The organism is Sphingobacterium daejeonense, from assembly GCF_901472535.1.
Taxonomy (GTDB): domain Bacteria; phylum Bacteroidota; class Bacteroidia; order Sphingobacteriales; family Sphingobacteriaceae; genus Sphingobacterium; species Sphingobacterium daejeonense.
Genome location: NZ_LR590470.1, coordinates 3610427 through 3634101, shown reverse-complemented (window position 1 = coordinate 3634101; position 23675 = coordinate 3610427). Strand labels below are relative to the sequence as shown.

Sequence of the window (23675 nt, the reverse complement as noted above, 5' to 3'; positions counted from 1 at the left end):
TGAAAGCCATATGGTTTCCAGAAGGATTTTTCTTTGGTACCTACTTCACTATCGTAATCACCTTATTGTCCGACCTCGCATTCACCGTAGGGTCATACATACTTTCTATGGTAGTAATTCCTGAATTGAATACTCCGATGTTATTTGCCTTCACCTCATATTCAAGGGTCCGTTTTCCTTTAGCCAGGTTGCCAAAGAAATAGTTGGTCGAAGCATCCTTCAGGGTGAAGTAGTAATTGTTTCTCCAGTTGTATCCTGAAGGAACAAACACTGGTTCGACACCGGCTGGGCGGCTGTCTTTCAGATGTACATACTCCAAGTTCTGGTCGTTGATCACCGTGATGACGATCTTGATCTTTTCGCCGAGCTTGGCTTCGTTGCTCTCTACCCATTTTCCGTTTCGCTCTACCATGTACTGCTTGCTCACCTTCAGGTCGTTCGTAGAACTCCTGACCTCAGAAACCGCCAGGAAATACTGGTGGAACACTCCGCCAAAGACAGGCCTGTCATTGTGGTTCTGTACCTGGACAGACCTGTTGCTTGAAAGATCTTCCCTGTCAAAAGTCCTGGAAACTTGACCAAGCACCACCGAGTCCATTGTTGATCTTTGACCATCTACCAATACCGTAACATTGTTGTCAAGGCTGAAGTCCTTGGGGTTATTGGTCAGTAACAGACTGTAGATAGCATCTACGGTCGACCAGGTACTTCTCCAATAATTTGCTTCTTTGCGATAGAAGATCCATTGACTGATCTGGTTCAGTTTGCTCGGGTCATATAATCTGTAAGCTTCCAGCAGGTAACTGTGCAGGCTGATGTCATTGTAGGATTTGCCATTGCTTTCCCAGTACATTCCTTTTTCGGGATCAAGGATAACTTCCTGTTGGATCCTGTTCTTGATCTCGTTGGCCTCTTTGCTGTCTCCGAAGAGCTGATTGACGATCCATGCTTTCGCAGCATATCCTGCAGGGCCTTTGGCAGTGATCAACGGAGCCTTGGCAATCTTTGTTTTAAGGACTTGTTTGTTGTCCTCAGGAACCTTCACTTCCGAATTCCAGAAATGTCGTGCATATAAATAATCAAGTGCCAAAGTAGCGGAGGAATTCGGTTTTGTGATTTCCCTGTCCTTGTCCAGGTAACCCGCCAGTTTCTTCATGCTGCCATACAGGTCTGAATCGACCAATGTCGGGTCCAGATTATAGACCTTTCCTACTATCTCCAGGATCCGTATAGAAATATGCTGATCTTCTTTTCCGCCTTCGAACCACGGGAATGCACCATTGTCCAGTTGGCTCCTGATCAATTTTTGTTCCAGTGAATTCAACTCTGACCCGATATTGGTATTGAAGAGCTCGGCCAACTGATCCATTCTTTTGTCATCATGTTGGATATCTCTGAGCCAAGGCATTTCCTGGAGCTTCAGCTCGCTCAGTTCGGCGTTCTCTTCCAACCTGCTCTTGGTCTCCCTTGATTTGATGGTCTTAAAATATGCAGAGATCGCAGGATAATTTTTTCCGATATATTGGACCATCTTCAGTCCAAACCACTTGCTGCTGGTCTGCTCTGTACATTCGAAAGGATAGTTTTTCAGGTAGTCGATCGCAGAGATGATTTCCAGGATGGGGTTGCTCTGAACTTGCACCTTGGCCTGTAAATTGTCCTTTCCGGCAGCATCGATCTCGAAGGTTCTATTTTCACCGGCTTTCAGGGTGATCTTTTCGGTTTCGGAGATCAGGACCTTGTTCGATAATATCGGCAGCTCCTGAGCCTCGCCATCTGAAAATGCCTCTGAAGCAGCCACAACCTTAACATGAACTGTCGGATGACCCTCAGGTATCTTTAATTTCCAGCTTACCGTTTGATTGCTGGATTTTTCGACCCTAAAGTCCGTGGTTACTGGACTGATCACAAATTTTTCCGTGATGACGGAATTGTCTACGGGATTGATGATTTCAATTTTTGCCTGCCCCTGTTGTGCTTGATCGCTAAGGTTCTGGATCTGGCTGATGACTTCGATCTCATCCGATTCCCTAAAATAACGGGGAAGGTTGGGGCGCACCATCAATTGCTTCTGTGTCTGGGTCACAAACTGACCTGAGCCAACTTCAAGGTTCTTGCCATGAGCAAACAAGAGTAGTTTCCATGTGGTCAAAGCTTCGGGACTGTCGAACTCAAAGCTTATGTTTCCGTCCTTGTCCGTGTAAAGGGTGGGATAGAAGAAGGCTGTTTCCTGAAGGTTGGTGCGCGCTTGAACCTGATCTAAATCAATTTCAAATTCATTATTCTCAATATTTGGTGGTTCATTTAGTTTATTTGCCAATAAATCCTGTTCAACTACCTCCTCAACCACCTGACGTGCATCTACCACAGTTGGTTCAATAGAAGTAGCACCCCTTAAAATAAGCCTTGCAGGTGCTGCGTTTGCAGCCATTCCACTTACCTTGCCAGCTAATGAACTAGAGATATTCGCCCCATATCCATAATAAACTATTTCATTTGGACTCAACCACATATAATCCCATAATCCATAGTTATAGACATTTGGAAGTTCTATGCCGGTCAAATTTTCTATGGACCAATAATCAGGTAGTCTATTAGAGTATTGAACCTGATTGAAATTTTCGCCAAGACGATGGAATGTGCGAAAGTAAAAGCTATTATTTTTATCAAAAAAGGCTGGATAATAATTTCCTGCGAAAGCATCCAAGGACATATCGTACATCGTTGCCAAAACCTCAGTTGGAACAACCCTATCCTTTTGAAAAATATTAAAGCTCCATTTTTCTTTCACACCAGGAGTTATTTTATCCCTAAATGTGTTGATTTTAATTATATAGTCTTGATCTTTGCCCTTAATAGGAATATTTACAAACACATTTTCTTGTTTGTTGTCTACAACAAGCATAGCCTGAATGCGATAAGATTTATTGAATTTCTCCTTATCCAATGTAAATTCATAGAAAGCTTTTCCATCCTTAACAGGAATGGTTATGGTCTCTAGACTTTCTATATCGGTGTATGGGTACAGGTAAATTAATTCTGCTTCTTTGATATCCGTATAAAATGTAACTTTTACTTGGTCTCCTTGACCATAGCTTTCTTTGTCAAAACTATAGACTAGATAATCATGGTCACTAGTTTTTTTGGTAACAGGATCAAACACCTGAATATTATGTACTGATGTTACCGTGTCTTTCCCCTGTATAGACATTGCTTGGATATAGTATTTCCCCTTTTTGAATAATTCAGGGTCAATCTTGATTTTGGTCGTATCGTTTGTGTCAAAGGAATACGTTTTAATCAATTCTGATTCTTGTTTGCTTTCTAAAGATTCGTCAAATATGGTTGGAAAATATTTTTTGTATTCTTCATTGCTAAGTAGATTATATTTTAAGTCCAAGAAAATATTCCTAAAATCAGTTGGCAAAGTAATCCCAGGTTCTGGATATTTAAATATCTTAATTTCACCAGCAAACTTCAATGGTTGACCGTTCTGATTCACGGTTCGAATTTCAACTGAATCCCATTTCCCAGCTTCAACTTGGTATGGAGTGAGAATATTTATTCTCCAAGGCTTGTCGGAATAGGTATAAAAGGTGAATCCACTTTGCATCTCACCGGTTTGATTCACTACTTCAGCAGTTATGGAAATCGTGAAATTCTCGTACTTCATTAAAGCCGTATCCTCAAGTGGAACTTTAATGCTGAACTTGCCATTTTCATCTGCAATAACTGAGCTGTCCGTAAGTAAGAAACTCTTATAACGTGGTGAATGGCTAGATATATTGACAATGTAGTTGACCGTAGCACCAGATAGATTAGCGCCGGATAAAGATTCTGCTTTCCCTGAGAAGACTGCAATGTCACTTCTTTTGTAAGTATCTTTATTCTCATCAAATGACACCTTGAAGGTAGGTCGTTTATATTCCTCTACCCGGATAAAATGGAAACCAATCTGTTTTCCATTTTCCAAAACCAAAATGTTGAATCCACCGGCTAAAATATTATTGGGAATCTGAAGCTCACCATTTACCGATCCAAATCCATTGGTAGTTAGATTCAGAGAGTCTACTTTTTGACCATTTGCATCTTTTAATATGATTTGAACTTTCTTTTCTGCTTCTATTTTTCCAGCCAATAAATTAGAGCTGTAAACAATAGTTTTGAATAATATTTTTTGGCCTGGTCTATAAATCGCACGGTCTGTTAGTGTCCTGCTATTGAAATTTATTGACTCATTATCCCAAAAATCCACATTTCCCGTAAATTGCTCGTAGTTCTGAATATCAATCAATTGGTTCTCCTCAGGAATAAAGATTTGCAATTCGGCAATTCTTTGTGGTTCCTCTTGAGATATTTTTGATATTTTGAATTTACCTACAGCATTGGTTTTAACGGTTGTCTTTAGCTTGGGCTGTTTCCCTGAGTTTATATCGAAAATATTCAGCGTCTTATTTGCATAAGGATTGCCTGATTTCCGATTCATTAGCATCCCAATAAAACTTTGTGAATTGTCAATATTATGCTCAATTCCACTCGAAATAAATAGATCACTCACTAGAAATTTAGAGGAAGAAACCGTGTTGAATGCTCCATCATTAATAAATTCGCTGTTGTTGGAAATCATTAACTCATAACTACCGTATGGCAATGGATTTATTTTATAAATCGTAGAATGAAATTTATAATCTCCAAAATCTTTAAGTTCTACTACCTCAGAATATACTTCCTTAGCATCTAATGACACTTTATAAGTAATACTGTCAATTTCAACCTTATATCTTTTAAAGTTTTTTGGGGTATTGGTCGTATTGAAAATTTTGATAAACAATTTTTCAGTGTTTCGGAAGCTCAACTCAATAGGACTAAACTCATTAGATGGAAGAATTTTGTTGATCCTGAAATCCAATTCAGCCTTTTTTATGGAATGTTCTATGACAGCAACTTCTCTCAGCCATGGTGATTTGGGGTATTCCATTTAGCCTTTTCTAAATAACCAATTCCCTCTGTGGAATTACCTTGTTGATGTGCCAATGAGGCCATCATGGAATAAATATAAGCATTGAAATCACTCTTATTTTGGGCAATTATTTTCTTTAATTCATTGATTTTATCCTTTGGGTCTCCGTTTTCTTTAGAGATATTGTTCAATAATAGGTATGATGTTGCATTATGGTAACTACCTTTTGCATTGATAGCTAGCAGGTCATTCGATAAGCTCTCTATTCTGCTTATATTGCTTCCCTATCTAGTCTTAAAAAGGCTAAATAAGAATTGATGTTAAAATGGTACAAGGTTGGAGTCAAAGATACATTGGTCGTATCTGCAAACAGGGGTAACCATTTATCTATGGACTCTTTTAACAGAAGATCTTTATTTTCAATTGATTTTTGGAAAATAGAATCAATGATTTTATTCTTAGTTTTTTCATCAGATGTAAGAAATTTATTGTCGCCTTCACTATAATAAGCGGAGTTACTGCCTAAGAATTGAGCATAAAAACCATATAGAAGACTTTTTTGAACCCCATTTGTTTCATTAATATTTTCTTGAAAGTGTTTTTCGACTTTACTAAAAAAATCTTTCTGCATAGTATTAATCCTTAGGAATTGACTTTCAGCAAGAATTGCTCGAATTAACATTGGAGCATCATTGTTCTTTTTTGCATAAGCCTTTATTTCCTTCACTATAGGGGCTGTCTGCTCAAAATTCCCTATGGAGTTGAGACGGTCTATTTCTTTCCATTTTTCTGCAATCATAGGATCTGTCTTGATTTTCTGCCCGAACAAAAAAATAGGGGCAAGGATGATAACTAGCAGGATTAATTTTTTCATAACCATTAAATAAAACCTTGTTTCACCTACGGATGCAGGAAAAGTTTGGATTCCATAAATTTAGGAGAAAAAAATTAACTTTTTCCTTTCAGCCCATTTACAATTTCCAACATCAGAGGGATCCCTGGGTTTCTGTTTTTTTTGTTCCATACCAATGATAATGTTGTCCGTTGTGGCAAATGGTTCAATTCAAGGAAATCAACATGGGTATGGTAACCCTTTTTCAATGAAGTAGGTACAATGGCAACTCCCAAGCCCTGACTCACCAAATTAAAAATACTCAATGCATTGACGGTTTTTAGGGTTACATTCGGTTCAAACCCATGGTCATCAAAAATACTCATGACCAATTCATAATATGAATTGCTGTATTCCTTCGAGAATAAGATAAATGGCTCTTCGGCAAAGTCCATCAAATTTACTTTTCCCTTTGCTTTTGGAAACCTTTTCTTTGGTACGACTAGGGAGAAATGTTCCGTCAAAATAGGAACAGACTGTATTCCCAATGCTGTGTTTTCTATCCTTACAAAACCAAAATCCAATTCTTGTTTGTGAATCATTTCCATCTGCACCTCATTAGAAAGTTCATTGAGTGTAATATCAATAAGAGGCTGCTTTTGCTTCAACTCAACCAATAGCTGCGGTAAAATGGCCTGAACTGCCGACCCTATAAATCCTAGTTTCAATGAAGTAATCTTACCTTCAGAAATCTTCTCAATATGGTCCTTCACATTAGAAAGTTGATTGAAAATCAAATCAACTTCCTTTTTCAAATAAACTCCAGCTTCGGTCAGTTCAACATTTCGTTTATCACGAATAAATAAATTAGTCTTATAGTAATCCTCGAGTTGTTTGATTTGTCTGGATAAACCAGGTTGAGCAATAAAAAGTCTTTCAGCTGCCCTACGGAAGTGCAATTCCTCAGCTACTACCTTAAAATATAAAAGATGTCTAAGTTCTATTTGATAATTCATAGTTATCAGTTGTTGATAATATTGATATTATTAATTATCAAATATAGCAGGTAAATTTGGGTAAGACAGAAATTAATTATGAATTCATTTAAATACGGAGAAGATTATTTGAGCAGTTCTATTGCTCATATCTATAGCAAAGTCTGAATGTCAAGGTATTCTTACTGATGAAACAACAGCAAAAATCAACCAAAGTGCACAGTATGTTCAAGAAATTGTGGACGCTGGAAAAAGTTGTTTATGGAATAAATACTGGTTTTGGTCCATTATGCACCACCTTGATCAGTCCTCAGGATACCAAAAAACTACAAGAGAATATTTTGAAGAGCCATGCTGTTGGAATGGGTGAGCCTATTGACAAGGAACTCAGCAAATTGATGATGATCCTAAAAGTCCATGCTTTGGCAAAGGGTTTCTCTGGTGTACAATTGAGCACGGTAGAACGTATTATTTGGCATATACAAAATGATATTGTACCTGTAGTTCCGAAGCAAGGTTCTGTTGGAGCATCAGGGGATTTAGCGCCATTGTCCCATCTATTTTTGCCTCTGATTGGATTAGGAAAAGTTTGGAAAGATGGAAAGGCTGTAGATACCGCTCAAGTATTAAGTGATCATAATTTAGAACCGATTCATTTGGGAGCAAAGGAAGGATTAGCTCTGATCAATGGTACCCAATTTATGGCAGCTCATGGTGTTAAGGCAGTCGTGGAAATGAACAGATTAATGAATAACGCCGACTTGATCGCAACCTTAATGATCGAAGGATTGAATGGTTCTATTAAACCGTTTTTTAGTGAGCTACATCAATTGAGACCTTATAAAGGAATACTTTTGTAGCCTCTACAGTTTACAATCTACTAAAGGGTTCTGAAATCTTGGAATCCCATAAAAACTGTTCTCGTGTACAAGATCCATATTCCCTTCGTTGTATTCCACAGGTTCACGGTGCCTCAAGGAATGCTTGGTTACATTTCAGAGATATCATAGAAACAGAAATAAACTCAGTTACTGATAACCCGATTATCATCAATAGTGAATTGACAATCAGTGGAGGTTCTTTCCATGGTCAGCCTATTGCATTGCCATTGGATTATGCAACATTGGCCGTTTCAGAATTAGGGAATATCTCTGATCGCAGGGTTTACTTATCCCTTGAAGGAGAAACCAATGGCGTTCCTAAATTGTTAATGAAAGCAACTGGACTAAACTCTGGGTTTATGATTCTACAATATAGTACTGCTGCAATCGCGAGCGAAAACAAAGGATTATGTTTCCCTGCAAGTGCAGATAGTATTCCGACCTCATTGGGACAGGAAGATCATGTAAGTATGGGGTCAATTTCCGGCAGAAAATTATTGCAGGTGTTGGATAATATTGATAAGATCCTAAGTATTGAGTTGCTGTGTGCTGCTCAAGCCAAAGATTTCCATAATCCAATGCAATCTACGCCTGTTATTGAGGCGATTCACCAACACATACGCACAAAAATCCCACATATTGAAGAGGATCAGCCAATGCAGGATATTTTGGACAATGCTTTGGCACTTATTAAATCTGGAGAATTGATTCAAGTTGCCAAAGAGGCTGCAGCAAAGAATGCATTGCCATACCTTGGTGAAGGTGTTGAACATTTTGAAAACTATTAATCATGAAGGAAACAGGAAAACTCATTGGACCATTCAAACAGCTGCTCACCATGCAGCACCTGCCTTTGAAAGGTGCTTTGAAAGATAGCGACCTAGAAATCATTGCCAATGCCGGTATTTTTATCCAGGATGGCAAAATATCTGTTGTGGGGGATTTTCAGGGATTAAGGGAAGCCTTGGGCAATGATGTTGAAATAATCGAACTGAACGGAGATTTCGTGGCTATGCCGGGATTTATTGACTGTCATACCCATATTGCTTTCGGTGGAAGCCGAGCAAATGATTTTGCCATGCGAAATGCAGGTAGCTCATACCTTGAGATTGCGGAAGCAGGAGGTGGAATCTGGAGCACAGTCCAGCATACACGTGCTTGTAGTCAAGAAGAACTCAAAGAACTAACCCTAAAAAGAGCAGATGCCCTCCTTAGGCAAGGTATTACAACCGTAGAGGTAAAAAGCGGTTATGGATTGAAAGTAGAAGAGGAGCTAAAGACTTTAGGAGCAATTAAAGAAGCTAATAAATCCACTTATGTGGATTTAATACCTACATGTTTGGCTGCACATATGCACCCAAAGACCACAAGGGAACTCCCGAAGATTATTTGTATGAAATGGGAGAAAAATTATTTCCAATCTTAAAAGAAGAAAAACTTACAAACAGAATAGATGCTTTTGTAGAGAAGAGTGCCTTTTCGGCAGAGCAAATATTACCATATTATAAAAAAGCCAAAGAAATGGGCTTCGACCTGACCGTTCATGCTGATCAGTTTAGTACTTCAGGTTCTAAACTTGCTGTTCAACTTGCAGCAGTTTCAGCGGATCACCTGGAAGCTTCGACCGAAGATGAAATTACTCTTTTGGCAGGCTCTGAGGTTATCCCTGTAGCATTACCAGCAGCATCCCTTGGAATAGGATGTGAATTTACACCGGCAAGAAGATTATTGGATGCCGGAGCAAGCTTGGCAATCGCTACTGACTGGAACCCTGGGTCAGCACCTATGGGAAAATTGATCGAAAGTGCCAGTATTTTGGCAACCATGCAGAAATTAAGCAATGCAGAACTTTTTGCAGCTATCACTTTCAGAGCTGCTAAAGCATTGAACCTGGATGATAGAGGTCGATTAATGGAAGGTAAACTAGCAGATTTTGTTATTTATCAAACTGATAATTATCAAAATATAACCTACCTCCAAGGTGGTTTACAGCCAAAGGCTGTTTGGAAAAATGGTATTGAGGTTTTTGTAAATGAAAATTAAAAATGACTGAAAAAGAATTTAAAGCATCAATCGTTCAGGGTATCCCAAAGGAACTACCTAAGAAAGTTGATTTAGATCATACGGTAAGCCATGCTCCAAAACGCAAGGCAATTTTGACAAAAGATGAAGAGAAATTAGCTGTTCGAAATGCATTAAGGTATTTCCCCAAGGAATGGCACGAAGAACTCGCTGCGGATTTTTTGGATGAGTTAAGGACTTATGGACGAATTTATATGTATAGGTTTAGGCCTTCCTATAAAATGTTTGCAAGACCGATCAATTCATACCCTGCAAAGAGTCAACAAGCAGCTGCAATTATGTTGATGATCCAGAACAATTTAGATCCAGCTGTAGCACAACACCCGCATGAATTAATCACCTATGGTGGTAATGGTGCTGTTTTTCAAAACTGGGCTCAGTACTTGGTTACTATGAGCTACTTGTCAAAAATGACCGATAGCCAAACACTACACATGTATTCAGGACATCCGATGGGATTATTCCCTTCATCCGAAAATGCTCCTAGGGTAGTAGTTACCAATGGTATGATGATACCCAATTATTCTAAACCTGATGATTGGGAGAAGTACAATGCATTAGGAGTAACACAATATGGACAGATGACCGCTGGATCGTACATGTATATCGGACCTCAAGGAATCGTTCATGGCACCACAATCACAGTGATGAATGCATTCCGAAAACACCTCAAAGAAGGTGAAGATATCAAAGGGAAAGTCTTTGTAACTTCAGGATTGGGAGGTATGAGCGGAGCTCAACCGAAAGCTGGAAATATTGCAGGATGTATCACCGTATGCGCAGAGGTGAATCCCGCAGCTGCCAGAAAAAGACACGAGCAAGGTTGGGTGGATATATTGGTTGAGGATATAGAAAACCTAATAACTGCTGTGAAAACTGCAATTGAGAAAAAAGAAACAGTTTGTATCGCTTATATTGGTAATATCGTGGATGTCTGGGAACAATTCTACAGACAAAATATAACGGTTACTGTAGGGTCTGATCAGACCTCTCTTCACAATCCATGGTCGGGAGGTTACTATCCTGTTGATTTATCTTTTGAAGAATCAAATAATTTAATAGCCAATAATCCTGAGCAGTTCAAAAAAGAAGTCCAAAGGACACTGATTAGACATGCTGACGCTATCAACAAACATGTGGAGCGTGGGACTTACTTTTTTGATTATGGAAATGCTTTTTTATTGGAAGCAAGCCGTGCAGGTGCAGATATCATGGCATCCGATGGAATTAATTTCAAATATCCATCATATGTACAAGATATTCTGGGGCCTATGTGTTTTGACTATGGGTTTGGTCCATTTAGATGGGTTTGTACCTCTGGAAAAGCTGAAGACCTCAGAACAACAGATCGCTTGGCATTGGAAGTCCTGAGAGACCTTCAAAAAAATGCTTCTCAAGAAATTTTCCAGCAAATGGAAGACAATATAAAATGGATACAGGAAGCGGAACAGAATAAATTGGTCGTTGGGTCACAAGCTCGTATTTTATATGCTGATGCACTGGGTAGAATGAAAATCGCAGAAGCATTTAACAATGCAGTAAATGACGGACGACTTTCTGCTTCCTGTTGTCCTAGGAAGAGATCACCATGATGTAAGCGGTACAGATTCTCCTTACCGCGAGACAAGTAATATTTATGACGGCAGTAAATTTACTGCTGATATGGCTATACACAACGTAATCGGGGATAGCTTCCGCGGTGCAACCTGGGTTTCTATCCATAATGGAGGTGGCGTAGGTTTGGGGTGAAGTGATCAATGGCGGTTTTGGTATGTTATTGGATGGTTCTATGGAAAGTGACACCAAATTAAAGCAAATGCTGTTCTTTGATGTCAACAATGGTATTGCCAGAAGAGCATGGGCTAGAAACAAGGAGGCTCTCAGTGCGATTGAAACTGAACTGGAAAGAACTTCAACCCTGAAAATTACAAAACCAGAATTGGTTGAAGACAGTATTATCGACAACCTATTTTAAGGAGGAAATTATGGAATCACTTGGAAATGTTTTTTATAAACCTGGGGAGCCACAAAATTGGATAGGACGCAATGATGGAGATACCCCGGAATTAAAGCGGTGGCATCAGATTATTGAATTTATAAATCTAGACGATCATTTGCCAGATCTAAATTCTCAATATGTGCTCTTGGGTTTCTGTTGTGATGAAGGAGTGAAAAGAAACCAAGGTAGAGTAGGTGCGAAGGATGCGCCAGAGGCATTAAGGAAAGTCTTGGCAAACCTCCCTAATCATCTCCCTAATTCCAGAAAAATAGTCGATTCAGGTGATGTAATATGCATTTCAGACGATATGGAAAGCGCCCAGAATGAACTTTCTAAAAGAGTGGCTCAAATTCTTGAAATAGGTGCTTTTCCTATTGTGCTGGGTGGTGGACATGAAGTTACTTACGCTCACTTCAATGGACTCAAGAGATACAGTATGTCCAAGAAAATCGGAGTTATCAATTTGGACGCCCATTTAGATATCCGAACCACCATAGATAATCAAGGAAATTCAGGCACTGGATTCTACCAGATAATCGAAGAAGGGATCAAGGAAGGAAACAGCGTGAAATATCTTGCCATCGGTATTCAAGATATTAGCAATACAAAAGCATTGTTTGATTTTGCACAAGAAAGAGGGGTTGAAATCATTAAAGCTGATCAGATCAGTGCTGAGAATCTCCAAAATATCAAAACCCAGATCCTTGAATTTTCTAAAAAGGTGGACCATATTTATGTTACCGTAGATATGGATTTCTTTGCTTCAGCATTTGCACCTGGAGTTAGTGCTCCAGCCTTCAATGGCGTCATACCGGATGCAACTTTTCAGACTATTTATCAGACGATAATTTCGCTGCCAAATTTTGACAGCATTGATTTTGCAGAACTAAATCCCATATTCGATATTGACAATAGAACGACAAAATTAGCGTGCGATTTGATTTTTAAGCTCGTTAATAAGCCTCTTTAATTCGTAACTTTAAAGAAATAGAACACTAATTAAGGAGTTTATGTCGAATATTGATTTCATCAGAGAAGAAACTGCCGCAAACATCGGGAATTTTATGGTCGGAAGGTTACTTCCATTCCGCCAGAAAAGATCTATCGGACCATTCGTATTTATTGACCATATGGGTCCTGCATGTCTTGCAGACCATGAGAATTTAGATGTTGGCCCTCACCCACATATTGGATTGTCAACCCTTACATATTTATTTGATGGGTCCATCTTTCATAGGGACAGCTTGGGTACAGCAATGGAAATAAAACCTGGAGCTGTCAACTGGATGACTGCAGGCAAAGGTGTGGTGCATTCTGAAAGAACACCAGAATATTTAAGGGTAAAGGATAAATATTTACACGGATTACAGATCTGGGTGGCATTGCCAAAAGACCTGGAATTTATGGAACCTGAATTTCATCATACCGAAGCTGATCAAATCCCAGAATGGGAGGAGGATGGAGTAAAGTATAAGTTGATCGCAGGTGAAGCTTTTAGCAAAAAATCTCCAGTACCCGTTTATAGTAAATTGTATATGATAGAGGTGAAGGCAGAAAAAGATGCATTGATCGATATCAAAGGAGAGCTTTATGGCGAGAGTGGGCTTTATATCCTGGAAGGGGAGATTGAGAGCAATGGATTTACTTATGGTCCCAAACAAATATTAATTACATTGGATGCCCATCTTTGTACCTTCGAAATGAAAGCTGGCACCACAGTTTATATATTTGGTGGCGAACCTTTTCCGGAGGAAGATTTATATCATGGAATTTTGTTGCGAGCAGCAGGGAAACGATCGATGCAGCCAAAGAAAAATGGATCAACCATGAATTTCCAAAAGTACCTGGAGATGATGGTTATGTACCACTTCCAAGTCAATCAAAATAACATCAAGAGATAAAAATACAAAAGCCGCTCCTTCAACAGATAGGGCGGCTTTTATTTTTATACTGGTGGGTCATCAGTCTTTTTCTACAGGAACTTCCGGATCTGCGCCCCATTCGCTCCATGAGCCATCATAAATGGTCACGTAATCATTGCCCAATTCATAGGCTCCCAGTGCAATAATAGCAGCTGAGATACCCGATCCGCAGGTAAAGATATTCTGCTTACTGCTATCTATTTTTCCCTCATATAACCTTTGGAGTTCCATTTCATCTTGGTAATTAATGCCGTCCAAAACCTGGTCAAAGGGCAAGTTCTTGGATCCCGGAATATGTCCAGACCTTAAACCTTCGCGCGGTTCTGGCGCAGAGCCATGAAATCGACCTGATGAACGAGCATCCGTGATCGTGAAATCATCATCTCCCAATCTTTCAACCAATTCCTCTTTGGATATAAACCATTCATAGTTGGGTTTCGCCTTAAAGTTACCTTGTGCTTCAGGAGTACTATAATCATCTACAATAGGCAATCCAGCAGCTTTCCACGCTGGTTCTCCTCCGTTAAGTACATAGACTTTTTCCAATCCCATGTACCGAAACATCCACCATGCCCTCGGACTTGAATAAACACCCCAACGGTCATACACTATAACCGTAGAATCCTGGTTAATTCCCAGTTTCTTTGCTTCTTTTGAAAACTGCTCCGGACTGACCATCGTATGAGGGAAACCACTCTTATGATCCGAAAAAACACCTTCAATGTCAAAAAACTGACTGTTGGGAATTAACGACAGTTTACTGTTGTCCATTTTCTCGTTGACCTTGTCAATCGTTGCATCCAATACAATGGCATTATCCTCATTAATTAATTTGAGTGCTTGATCGGTGCTGATTAGAGCTGAAGTTCTCATGTTCTATAGGATTGGAATAAAACATTAAATTAGCAATAAAATAGACATTAGACAAGAGACATAAGACTTATAGACATTAGACATTAGACTTATGATTAATAGACCTTTGTCGTAAAAAATAGTGTCGGGTGGGGACACCCGCCACGGCATGAATGGAGGTGACACCCGCCACGGCATGAATAGAGGGGACACCCGCCATGGCATGAATGGTGAGGCACCAACTACGGTAAATTAACTCCCTTTCTGTGGCATGTCTGCTAAAGAAATGATTTTGCGCCCTGCCATTTCTTATGTCTTTTTGTCTTATGTCTTATGTCTAAAAAAAAACAAAGCCCCGACTTTTCAATCGGGGCTTCGTTTTTTTATTTAAAAACCTAATTATTTAGATTTTTTCTCGTCGTCTTCCATTTGCTCTTTCAATTGAGCTAATACGTCAAGATCACCTAGAGTTGATTTCTCAACTGAATCTTTAACTTTTTTTCACTGCTGAGTTAGCAGCTTTAGCTTCTTTTTTACGAGCGTTGAACTCTTCGATACGAGCTTCAGCTTTAGCATCTTCCCAAATACGAGAGTGAGAAATAACTAGACGTTTGTTTTCTTTGTTGAACTCGATGATTTTTGAATTCAGCAACTTCGTCAACTTTCAATGCAGAACCGTCTTCTTTTACAGAGTGCTTGTTAGGACAGAATCCTTCAACACCATATTGTAAAGCAACGATATCTCCTTTGTCACCAACTTTGATTACTGTACCTTCGTGAACTGAACCTTCAGTGAAGATAGTTTCGAAAGTATCCCAAGGGTTTTCCTCTAATTGTTTGTGACCTAATGAAAGCTTGCGGTTTTCTTCGTCTAATTCTAATACCACAACGTCTAATCTTTCACCTACTTTAGTGAATTCGTTAGGGTGGTTAACTTTCTTAGACCATGAAAGGTCAGAGATGTGAATTAAACCGTCGATTCCGTCTTCTAACTCAACGAATACACCGAAGTTAGTCATGTTCTTAACAACTGCTGATTGTTTTGAACCAACTGGGTAACGTTCAGTGATGTTTTGCCAAGGGTCAGGAGTCAATTGTTTGATACCTAAGCTCATTTTGCGCTCTTCACGATCTAATGTTAAGATCTCAGCTTCGATTTCGTCACCTACTTTCAAGAACTCTTGTGGAGAACGTAAGTTTTGAGACCAAGACATTTCTGAAACGTGGATCAATCCTTCAACACCAGGGATGATTTCTAAGAATGCACCGTAGTCAGCTACAGTAACGATCTTACCTTTAACTTTAGAACCGATTTCTAAGTTCTTGTCTAAAGATTCCCAAGGGTGCTCAGAAAGTTGTTTCAAGCCTAATGCGATACGTTTTTTCTCATCATCAAAGTCAAGAACCACAACGTTGATAGTTTGGTCTAATGACAATACCTCTTTTGGATGCTCGATACGGCCCCCAAGAGATGTCTGTAATGTGAAGTAATCCGTCAACACCACCCAAGTCGATGAACACACCGAAGTCAGTGATATTTTTAACAGTACCTTCCAATACTTGTCCTTTTTCCAATTTCGCAACGATTTCTGATTTTTGGTTTTCTAAATCGTCCTCGATCAATACTTTGTGAGAAACTACTACGTTTTTGAATTCGTGGTTGATTTTCACAACTTTGAATTCCATAGTTTTACCTACGTATACATCATAGTCACGGATAGGTTTTGATATCAATTTGAGATCCTGGTAAGAAAGCCTCAACACCTTTGATGTCTACAATTAAACCACCTTTTGTACGTGATTTAACGAAACCATCGATAACTTTGTCATTTTCCAAAGCCTCGTTGATCTCTTCCCAAGATTTTTGAGTTTTCGCACGTTTGCGTGATAATACTAATTGACCGTTTGCATCCTCTTGCGATTCTACAAATACGTCAACCGTATCACCGATTTTTAAGTCAGGTAAGTCACGGAACTCAGATAATGCTACTAGACCGTCTGATTTGAAACCGATGTTTAAAACAACATCTTTGTTATTGATAGATACAACTGATCCCTCAATAATCTCACCTTGATTGATTTGGTTGAATGTTCCAGCGTACTGCTCTTCTAATTTAGTACGTTCTGAATCACTGTAGTTACCAAAAGCTTTTTCATCAAGATCCCAGTCGAAGTCCCCAGAAGGAGTACTCCAAGTGTTTGATTTAATCTCATCGATTAAATTTGAATCTGCCTCAGACTCAATCTTTTCAGTGTCCTTCACAACTTTTGTGTCAGCACCTTGTAGCTCTGCATTTTTTGCCGCTAACTCTTTTTCTGCTTCTTGTTTTTTTGCCATTAATTAATAATCTCCTTTTCCCTACAATGTAGGGATTGCAAAGATACGAAAAACTTTTATTTACAATAGTTTAGATGTAAAAAAGTTTAAAAAGATTGAAATTATTAAGATTCCTGGCTCAGCTCATCGCTGTCCTCAAAGATAGGATAGATCGTTTTTACAATGATCTCCGTTAACTTACGCTCGTTGAAAGGTTTGATCAAGATGCCATCGAAATTAACCTTACGCTCCTTTCTCTAACTTCTTAACCTGCTCATTATCAGATGATGTAGCAATAATCTTTACCGAATCGTATAATGGATTCTCTCGAACAGTCGCCAAAAGCTCATCGCCTGTCATAACCGGCATATTGATATCTGTAACAACAACATCTATTGGAAATCTGCTAATTACATCTAAGGCCTCTTTACCATTGGTTGCGGTCTTTTACATGGGTGTGTAACGAAAAGAACTGTTTTAAATACAATAAATTCAAGGCATTGTCGTCCACAATCAACCATCTCAAATCTTTGGAAAAATCACTGATCTTTTGGATGTTCAAGGTGTTTTTCTTCTGAATTTTGGCTTAGGAATTGGAATCTCAACCTTAAAAGTAGTTCCTTGACCTGCATTGGTCTTAAAGTTTATTTTCCCTTTTAATGTATTTACGATGTTTTTGGTAATGTATAAGCCCAAACCGACGCCACCTTCTACTTTGTTAGATTTATTAACCGTGTAATATTTCTTGAAAATATTCTTTTTTAGAGCCTCCGGAATTCCTTGCCCTTGGTCCGAAACCTTAAAGATCAAATTGCTTTGGTCATCCACAAAGGCTGTAGCTACAACCTTGCCCGCATTGGAATATTTAATGGCATTGCTCACCAGGTTGCTCATAATCTGGCGAACCTTGAATTCATCTGAAAAAATAATGGTGGGTTGATCCTTGTCCAATGTATATTCCAATTCTATACCTTTCATTTCAGCATGGTTTCGATGTGTCTCTACAACCTCAATCAATAAATCCGCATAATCAAAGTGAATAGCTTCAATGTTGTCATGCTGATCGATCTTACTCAGATTTAAGATATCATTGATTGTCTTCGATGTAGCGGTAATATTTGTGTATGCTGATTCCAGCAGTTGTACATCCTTAGCTTGATATAAATCCTTACGGCTCTTCAATAGATCCACAATTCCAATTAAGGAGTTAATAGGCGTTCTGATTTCGTGGGTGATCTCAGCCAGGATATCAGTTTTCTGCTCTGCTAATTTAGAAGCGTAGATTTTTTCATCCAACAGTTTTCGTTCATAATAGCTGGTGAAAAACTGATAATACACCAATATACAGATGACGATAAATACAAAGGTTAGCGATATAATAATCTGCCATTTGAATGTATCGGTTTTGCCGATTAGGATGCTCAGTTCATGGTCTGTTTTGTCCCTTTGGATCTGAATCCTATCTTCATGGATAATTCTTATCAATTGATTGGCACTGTGCAACAAAGTGAAATTATCTGCCAATAGAGAACGTTCGCTTTTTCGGATTTCAGTTAAAGTTCTTTTTAACTCATCCATTTTATTTTTGGTCTGCGAATTTTTTTCTCGGATAATATTCTTGAGATTATTGTTTTGAGCGACCACTTGCTCTGTATGGCCTGGATTATCAGGTTCAACAGTGATGGTGTCATCACCTTTCTGAAAAATCCGTTTGATAAGAGATTTCTTTTTGACTACTACTGTTTTTGGCTCTTGAACAACGATAGGTGAGGGAACCTTAGCTTGAGGCAAATCAAAAATCGTTTCATCCGTTGATTCCATCCTAAAACTTTTTAAGGTTTCAGATGCTACAAGCATGGAATCCAACTTGTTGTTCAACAGCGTATACTTTGGCATCAAATCCTCTAGACCCCTCCCTTTATACGAACTGTCTCCCTGTACCTTGGATTCTTTGGTTCGGATCTGAATCAATGAATCAACTGATGTTTTTAACTTAACGAGCTTGGTCCTGTACAGGTTGTAGTCTCGCATATTATAGGTAATGGAGAATTTACGGAAATGATCCTCAGCATCACTGAAGATGTTCAGTAGTTCCGTAAAATTGTTCTGGTCGCTATTTACCGAGGTGTAAATATTCTGAATTTTATTCTGGATGCTCTTATATTGGATATATGAGAAAATAAAAAAAATCACAAAAGTTATGAATAATACTATTATAGAACTCAATAGTATATTTCGAACATTTTTATTCCGAATACTTCTCTTTTGTAACTCTTTGTTTTCCATCCCGTAATTTTTCAGTTAATACTTGAGATGCGTTAACAACTCAATTAAGAGTACAATTATAATAAAATAATCAAAAATTAAATTTTGTTTGGCTTAAAAGAATTATATATACGTGGCTTTACAATTTTTATACTCTGCTTTGAAAGTGCTATACTAGCATTTAATTCGAAGCCTATGATAAGAATAAGGGCATTTATGTACATCCAGATCATGACTACAATCAAAGTTCCGATTGAGCCATAAAGTTTGTTGTAAGCTCCAAAATTGTTGATGTAAAAGGTGAAAAAAGAAAAAGACAGCAACGCTAGCAAAGTGGCCAATGTAGCTCCCGGAGTAAAAAGTTTCCATTTTTTAGTGGAACTGGGACCAAACTTGTAGATTAAGCTTACAGTAAAAAAATAAATACTAAACAAGATGCTCCATTGTGCTACTTTGATCAAGAATGCCCAAAACCAATTAAGATCATAATCGATATGGGTCTTCAAGTAGTTGATCAAGTAGTTTGAACCAGCATATAATGCAATTCCAACGGCTAGGGCCAAAACAATAGCAAGGGAAAGAGCTAGAGCGACGATTCTTCTTTGGAACCAAGTTCTCGACTCCTTAGAAAGGGATGCTTTGTTAAAAACTCATCATCAGGGTAGTCATACCATTGGTCGCAAAGAAAGTACATAATACGAAACCGGCTGACAATAATCCGCCATTCTGTCTTTTAATAATATCTTCTAATGTAGCTTCCAGGATTTCGTAAGCGTTATTGGGAAGGGCTAGTTGGATTAGCTCCATCAATTGTTCTTGAAAATTATCGACCGGAATATAGGGGATGAGGGTAAATAAAAATATAATCCCGGGAATACAGCCAACATAAAGTTGTAGGCTAGGGAAGAGGCTTTGTTAAGGATCGATTCACGAGCGATTTCCTGAAAGAAAAACACCATGACGGTATACAGCGGGAGTTTTCCAAAACCAGGCAATGTCGCTGACTTGGTCCATTCGATAAATCTGTCGTAGGGTTTGACGTACAGTAATTGTTGGTGAATTTTTTTCATTTATTCTCCAAAAAATGGAGCCATTTTGTCAATGAAAATCTGTGGAGGTTTGCAGGGTCTGTTTTTTTCTATATCAACAAATACCAATTGGGTAGATCCCGTATTCAGCAACTCACCAGCCTCATTAAACAGCTCATATTCAAATTTAATCCTTATCCCAGGCTTTTCCCGAATATAAGTATTTATCGTCACTAAATCATCATACTTTGCAGCTTTGTTGAATTTGCAGGTCAATTCAATCACCGGGAGCATAACACCCATGTCCTCAAGCTCTTTATATGAAATTCCGGTGCTGCGAAGCATCTCCGTACGGGCTACTTCATAGTAGGTAGCATAATTGCCATAGTAAACATAGCCCATATTGTCGGTTTCGGCATAACGGACCCTCACTTGATGCTGATATAGAAACATATTATTTCTTAATATTTCTTGCGTCTAATGCTCTTTGGAATTTTCTGGCATTCACCAAATGTTCTGCAACAGTCTGCGCGTACAAATGATATCCTGAGAAATCATCCTTGGCACACATGTAAATATATGGATGATGCTCATAGTTCAACACCGCATCAATAGATGCAATACTAGGCATCATGATAGGACCCGGAGGCAATCCTTTGTAACGATAGGTATTATAAGGATTGTCAATGGTCAAGTGTCTGTTCAATACACGACGGATCGTAAAATCATTGTTTGCAAAGATTACAGTAGGGTCAGCCTGTAGAAGCATCCCTTTTTTCAATCTGTTCAAATATAGTCCAGCGATCTTTGGCATTTCGTCTTGGTGCAATGCCTCGCCCTTCACGATAGAAGCCAAGGTGCTTACTTCTTGTGTGGTCATTCCCAAAGAGTCAGCCTTTGCTTTTCTCTCGGCAGTCCAAAATTTCTCATATTCCTTTGAAAAGCGATCGATTATCTCCTCTGGTTTGGTGTTCCAGTAAATTTCATAGGTATTTGGAATGAACATACTGAAGAAATTCTCCTTGTTGAAGCCATATTTCTCAGCTAATTTTTCATCATTCAGTAGATTCAAGAAAGCCAATGAGTCAGCTTCAAAGTCTCTGCCTAACAGACCTGCAAAATCTTGTCTCAGACGGATATTCTGAAACCTGAATTTCACCGCATCTTGATATCCAGCACGCAAGTTCCGATAAATCTGCGGTTGCTCAGATCTTTGCTCAATTTTATAGCGACCAGCTTTAATACCTGTGGATTCTAGGTCCATAGCTGTTGCTACGTAATTAAAGTATGTTGGGTTCTTTACAATGCCTTCAGATTCTATCCTTGAAATTACGCTTTCATAAGGTTCATCTGTCTTAACGTAAAAATATTCCTCATCTGTCGCGATGCTCGGTCCCATAAAAGCTTGGTAACCTATCCATCCTGCAACCAAGGCTACAAGAAGGATTATGATTAGAACCACTCCTAATCCTCTTCTTTTCTTCGTGTTCTGTGTCATGTTATGGGATTTGTGGGGTTGTTACGGGTTCCGCAGTCACTGGTTTGCCCAATGTTACGTGAATTGCATTCCCTATCGAAATAATTTTCGCGCTGGTGTCAGGGTTTTGTTTGACAACAACGGAGCCCAATGTGTCATTAGAGTTGTCTGCAAAGGATACAGAACCCAAGGCCAAGCCTTTTCCTGCCAGTGCAAATTTAGCCTCAGTCAAGTTCAAACCGATCAATACCGGTATTTCTACTTCATCATCGCCACGACCATTACCCAAAATCAAGCTGATCTTTGAACCTTTAGGAACCATTCGGCCCTGTCTGATAGGTTGACCAGCAAATTTTACATCCAATACCACATCTCTGGCAATATCATTTTTATAAACGGTATCAGCGATTTTTAAAGAATGGTTCTTTAAAATTGCTGATGCTTCAATAAATGTCTTGTCTATGATTTCAGGAAATGCAATTTCCGGAGCGGACTGCGTAATAATCGTCAAATAGATGGTACGACCACCTTTAACATGGGCCTTTGGATCTGGATCTTGATCGATAACCAAACCAGGCTTAGCATCCATCTGGTAAATCGAATCAATTTCAACCTCTAGACCAGCTTTGTCCAAAATGTTCAATGCTTCACTGATGTTTAATCCCTTCAGTAATGGAACTTCTTGAGAATCACCATGCTTGGTGTAAATCTTTAACCCGAAATAAACTAAAATAAAAAGAATGACAATGAAAATGAGCCCACTTATCAAGTTTTTTCTGAAAGCACTCGTCCTCAAGTATAAAAAGAACTTAGACATCTAATGTTGTGTTTTTGTAAATCTTATTAACAATATTAATTCCAATTTTTTTATTTCGCATCATTGGACTTAATTAAACGCAAAAATATTCGTTTTTCCTCGTATCTCAAATTATATTTGTTTCTCGATTATTACATATGAAAACTAAAGTAGCATTAATTACTGGAGGATACACCGGAGAGGCTGAAATTTCTTATAAAAGTTCGGCATTTGTGTACTCGCAAATTGATAAAGAAAAATATGATGTTTTCCTTATCGATATTACTCCACAAAGCTGGGGGTATATTGATCAGGACAATCAAAAACATGAAATTGACCGTCAAGACTTTTCATTGAACATCAATAATGAAAAGATACATTTCGATGTGGCATTTATCATTCTTCATGGAACTCCAGGAGAAGATGGAAGGCTGCAAGGATATTTTGATATGATTGGATTGCCATATACATCCTGCGGAGCCCTTACTTCTTCATTAACGATGAATAAAGGTTATACCAAAGCTATTATCCAGGATATTGATCAATTAAATGTAGCACAGTCGGTGCTTTTATTTGACATTGATAGGCCAAAAGCTTCCGAAGTTGTGAAAAACAAACTCTCATTGCCCTTATTTGTAAAGCCTAATGCTGGTGGAAGTAGTATCGGTATGAATAAAGTAAATACTTGGGAAGAACTGCCCAAAGCATTGGACGATGCCTATGACGCAGAAGGAACAGGAAAGCAGGTGCTTGTAGAGGAATTTGTAAAAGGTAGAGAATTCTCCCAAGGCATCTATAGGGACTCCAAAGGTGAATTGCAGGTATTGCCAGCAACAGAGGTTATCACCACCCGTGAATTTTTCGACTTTGAAGCAAAATATACGCCTGGGTTAACTCAAGAAATTACTCCTGCAGAAATAAATGCTGACCAAAAAAATAGAGCCGACGAAATCATTAAGGAAATTTATATCCGCTTGAATTGTAAAGGAATGGTACGGGTAGATTTTTTCCTTCAAAATGAAACTGATAAATTCTATTTTATCGAAATCAACACAATCCCAGGACAAACACCACAGAGCTTTATCCCTCAACAAGTCAAAGCATCCGGAAGAACAGCAACAGAATTCTACGGTGAACTGATCGAAGCAGCTCTAATATCCTAAATAAAGTTTATAGAACATATTTTAGTATAATAATACTTTAATAGACTCTTCATAAATTAAAAGGCTCAAAATTTTAGGTGGTTTTAACCATCCAAAAATTTTGAGC

The 23675-nt window shown here is 38.6% G+C and carries 21 protein-coding genes and 2 pseudogenes; 10 read left to right on the top strand and 13 right to left on the bottom strand.

All coding sequences use genetic code 11. From position 1 onward, the window contains the following. Window positions 1–40: 40 nt before the first annotated feature. The 4 genes from FGL31_RS17480 to FGL31_RS17465 all read right to left on the bottom strand — a co-directional run bounded on the left by FGL31_RS17480 (window position 41) and on the right by FGL31_RS17465 (window position 6808). Entirely contained in the window at window positions 41–4978 is a 4938-nt protein-coding gene (locus FGL31_RS17480; protein WP_138093376.1) for an alpha-2-macroglobulin family protein, read from the bottom strand. Further along, the gene (locus FGL31_RS17475; RefSeq protein ID WP_138093374.1) at window positions 4951–5151 is read right to left on the bottom strand and encodes a tetratricopeptide repeat protein; all 201 of its coding nucleotides are present in this window, start codon (window positions 5149–5151) and stop codon (window positions 4951–4953) included. Before FGL31_RS17475 ends, FGL31_RS17480 begins: the two co-directional genes overlap by 28 nt. A gap of 80 nt (window positions 5152–5231) precedes the next feature. Beyond that, entirely contained in the window at window positions 5232–5834 is a 603-nt protein-coding gene (locus FGL31_RS17470; RefSeq protein ID WP_138093371.1) for a hypothetical protein, read from the bottom strand. Window positions 5835–5908: 74 nt separating this feature from the next. Next, window positions 5909–6808, bottom strand: coding sequence for a LysR family transcriptional regulator (locus FGL31_RS17465; protein WP_138093368.1), 900 nt, complete (start codon window positions 6806–6808; stop codon window positions 5909–5911). A 167-nt stretch (window positions 6809–6975) separates the two neighbouring features. Between FGL31_RS17465 and FGL31_RS28255 the strand changes: the two genes are divergently transcribed. Genes FGL31_RS28255 through FGL31_RS17440 form a run of 9 tightly spaced genes read left to right on the top strand, consistent with a single transcriptional unit; the run spans window position 6976 to window position 13650 of the window. Beyond that, window positions 6976–7647, top strand: coding sequence for an aromatic amino acid ammonia-lyase (locus FGL31_RS28255; protein WP_262709156.1), 672 nt, complete (start codon window positions 6976–6978; stop codon window positions 7645–7647). A gap of 38 nt (window positions 7648–7685) precedes the next feature. Continuing rightward, window positions 7686–8456 (top strand): aromatic amino acid lyase, encoded by a 771-nt coding sequence (locus tag FGL31_RS28250; protein WP_262709155.1) that lies wholly within the window; start codon window positions 7686–7688, stop codon window positions 8454–8456. Between the two features lie 2 nt (window positions 8457–8458). Further along, window positions 8459–9094 carry an amidohydrolase family protein gene (locus FGL31_RS26370; protein WP_232046898.1) on the top strand — a complete coding sequence of 212 codons (636 nt, stop codon included), beginning with the start codon at window positions 8459–8461 and terminating at the stop codon, window positions 9092–9094. Next, the gene (locus FGL31_RS26365) at window positions 9067–9711 is read left to right on the top strand and encodes an amidohydrolase family protein (protein ID WP_232046897.1); all 645 of its coding nucleotides are present in this window, start codon (window positions 9067–9069) and stop codon (window positions 9709–9711) included. The genes FGL31_RS26370 and FGL31_RS26365 overlap by 28 nt, the downstream gene beginning before the upstream one ends. A gap of 2 nt (window positions 9712–9713) precedes the next feature. Continuing rightward, entirely contained in the window at window positions 9714–11342 is a 1629-nt protein-coding gene (locus tag FGL31_RS17450; protein ID WP_232046896.1) for a urocanase-related protein, read from the top strand. Next, the gene (locus FGL31_RS26360; protein ID WP_232046895.1) at window positions 11293–11499 is read left to right on the top strand and encodes a urocanase-related protein; all 207 of its coding nucleotides are present in this window, start codon (window positions 11293–11295) and stop codon (window positions 11497–11499) included. Before FGL31_RS17450 ends, FGL31_RS26360 begins: the two co-directional genes overlap by 50 nt. A 1-nt stretch (window position 11500) precedes the next feature. Beyond that, a complete protein-coding gene (locus tag FGL31_RS26355) occupies window positions 11501–11725 on the top strand; it encodes a urocanase-related protein (protein ID WP_232046894.1) in 225 nt (74 codons plus the stop codon). Beyond that, window positions 11694–12719: a formimidoylglutamase gene (hutG, locus tag FGL31_RS17445; protein ID WP_138093365.1), complete on the top strand. Its 1026-nt coding sequence runs from the start codon at window positions 11694–11696 to the stop codon at window positions 12717–12719. The genes FGL31_RS26355 and hutG overlap by 32 nt, the downstream gene beginning before the upstream one ends. A gap of 40 nt (window positions 12720–12759) precedes the next feature. Continuing rightward, complete coding sequence (locus tag FGL31_RS17440; RefSeq protein ID WP_317131055.1) at window positions 12760–13650, top strand: pirin family protein; 891 nt, start codon at window positions 12760–12762, stop codon at window positions 13648–13650. A 60-nt stretch (window positions 13651–13710) separates the two neighbouring features. Here FGL31_RS17440 and FGL31_RS17435 read toward each other — a convergent pair whose 3' ends face one another. From FGL31_RS17435 to FGL31_RS17400, 9 genes and pseudogenes are all read right to left on the bottom strand, one after another. Further along, window positions 13711–14544: a sulfurtransferase gene (locus FGL31_RS17435; protein ID WP_138093362.1), complete on the bottom strand. Its 834-nt coding sequence runs from the start codon at window positions 14542–14544 to the stop codon at window positions 13711–13713. A gap of 378 nt (window positions 14545–14922) precedes the next feature. Continuing rightward, window positions 14923–16861: pseudogene (rpsA, locus tag FGL31_RS17430) on the bottom strand (30S ribosomal protein S1). A 222-nt stretch (window positions 16862–17083) separates the two neighbouring features. Beyond that, window positions 17084–17272 (bottom strand): annotated as a pseudogene (locus FGL31_RS17425) (response regulator); the annotation flags it as partial. A gap of 126 nt (window positions 17273–17398) precedes the next feature. After that, window positions 17399–19126 (bottom strand): sensor histidine kinase, encoded by a 1728-nt coding sequence (locus tag FGL31_RS17420; protein WP_138093356.1) that lies wholly within the window; start codon window positions 19124–19126, stop codon window positions 17399–17401. Window positions 19127–19203: 77 nt separating this feature from the next. After that, a complete protein-coding gene (locus tag FGL31_RS29175; protein ID WP_317131148.1) occupies window positions 19204–19701 on the bottom strand; it encodes a YihY/virulence factor BrkB family protein in 498 nt (165 codons plus the stop codon). Window positions 19702–19747: 46 nt separating this feature from the next. Continuing rightward, window positions 19748–19942 (bottom strand): hypothetical protein, encoded by a 195-nt coding sequence (locus tag FGL31_RS29170; RefSeq protein ID WP_317131147.1) that lies wholly within the window; start codon window positions 19940–19942, stop codon window positions 19748–19750. A 233-nt stretch (window positions 19943–20175) separates the two neighbouring features. Then, entirely contained in the window at window positions 20176–20586 is a 411-nt protein-coding gene (locus FGL31_RS17410; protein ID WP_099371760.1) for an acyl-CoA thioesterase, read from the bottom strand. 1 nt (window position 20587) lies between these two features. Beyond that, window positions 20588–21631 (bottom strand): endolytic transglycosylase MltG, encoded by a 1044-nt coding sequence (mltG, locus tag FGL31_RS17405; RefSeq protein ID WP_138093353.1) that lies wholly within the window; start codon window positions 21629–21631, stop codon window positions 20588–20590. Window position 21632: 1 nt separating this feature from the next. Then, window positions 21633–22427 (bottom strand): PASTA domain-containing protein, encoded by a 795-nt coding sequence (locus tag FGL31_RS17400; RefSeq protein WP_099371758.1) that lies wholly within the window; start codon window positions 22425–22427, stop codon window positions 21633–21635. A 137-nt stretch (window positions 22428–22564) separates the two neighbouring features. Here FGL31_RS17400 and FGL31_RS17395 point away from each other — a divergent pair, with 137 nt between their 5' ends. Further along, entirely contained in the window at window positions 22565–23569 is a 1005-nt protein-coding gene (locus FGL31_RS17395) for a D-alanine--D-alanine ligase (RefSeq protein ID WP_138093350.1), read from the top strand. Window positions 23570–23675: the final 106 nt, after the last annotated feature.

Excerpts from the sequence above, each read along its gene's own strand:
- FGL31_RS26370 (WP_232046898.1), top strand. The coding sequence starts at position 8,459 with ATGAAGGAAACAGGAAAACTCATTGGACCATTCAAACAGCTGCTCACC.
- FGL31_RS17400 (WP_099371758.1), bottom strand. The coding sequence starts at position 22,427 with ATGTCTAAGTTCTTTTTATACTTGAGGACGAGTGCTTTCAGAAAAAAC.
- FGL31_RS17420 (WP_138093356.1), bottom strand. The coding sequence starts at position 19,126 with ATGGAAAACAAAGAGTTACAAAAGAGAAGTATTCGGAATAAAAATGTT.
- FGL31_RS17450 (WP_232046896.1), top strand. The coding sequence starts at position 9,714 with ATGACTGAAAAAGAATTTAAAGCATCAATCGTTCAGGGTATCCCAAAG.
- FGL31_RS17410 (WP_099371760.1), bottom strand. The coding sequence starts at position 20,586 with ATGTTTCTATATCAGCATCAAGTGAGGGTCCGTTATGCCGAAACCGAC.
- FGL31_RS17480 (WP_138093376.1), bottom strand. The coding sequence starts at position 4,978 with ATGGAATACCCCAAATCACCATGGCTGAGAGAAGTTGCTGTCATAGAA.
- FGL31_RS17435 (WP_138093362.1), bottom strand. The coding sequence starts at position 14,544 with ATGAGAACTTCAGCTCTAATCAGCACCGATCAAGCACTCAAATTAATT.
- FGL31_RS26360 (WP_232046895.1), top strand. The coding sequence starts at position 11,293 with ATGACGGACGACTTTCTGCTTCCTGTTGTCCTAGGAAGAGATCACCAT.
- mltG (WP_138093353.1), bottom strand. The coding sequence starts at position 21,631 with ATGACACAGAACACGAAGAAAAGAAGAGGATTAGGAGTGGTTCTAATC.
- FGL31_RS17465 (WP_138093368.1), bottom strand. The coding sequence starts at position 6,808 with ATGAATTATCAAATAGAACTTAGACATCTTTTATATTTTAAGGTAGTA.
- FGL31_RS17440 (WP_317131055.1), top strand. The coding sequence starts at position 12,760 with ATGTCGAATATTGATTTCATCAGAGAAGAAACTGCCGCAAACATCGGG.
- FGL31_RS26365 (WP_232046897.1), top strand. The coding sequence starts at position 9,067 with ATGGGAGAAAAATTATTTCCAATCTTAAAAGAAGAAAAACTTACAAAC.
- FGL31_RS17395 (WP_138093350.1), top strand. The coding sequence starts at position 22,565 with ATGAAAACTAAAGTAGCATTAATTACTGGAGGATACACCGGAGAGGCT.
- FGL31_RS28255 (WP_262709156.1), top strand. The coding sequence starts at position 6,976 with ATGAAACAACAGCAAAAATCAACCAAAGTGCACAGTATGTTCAAGAAA.
- FGL31_RS17470 (WP_138093371.1), bottom strand. The coding sequence starts at position 5,834 with ATGAAAAAATTAATCCTGCTAGTTATCATCCTTGCCCCTATTTTTTTG.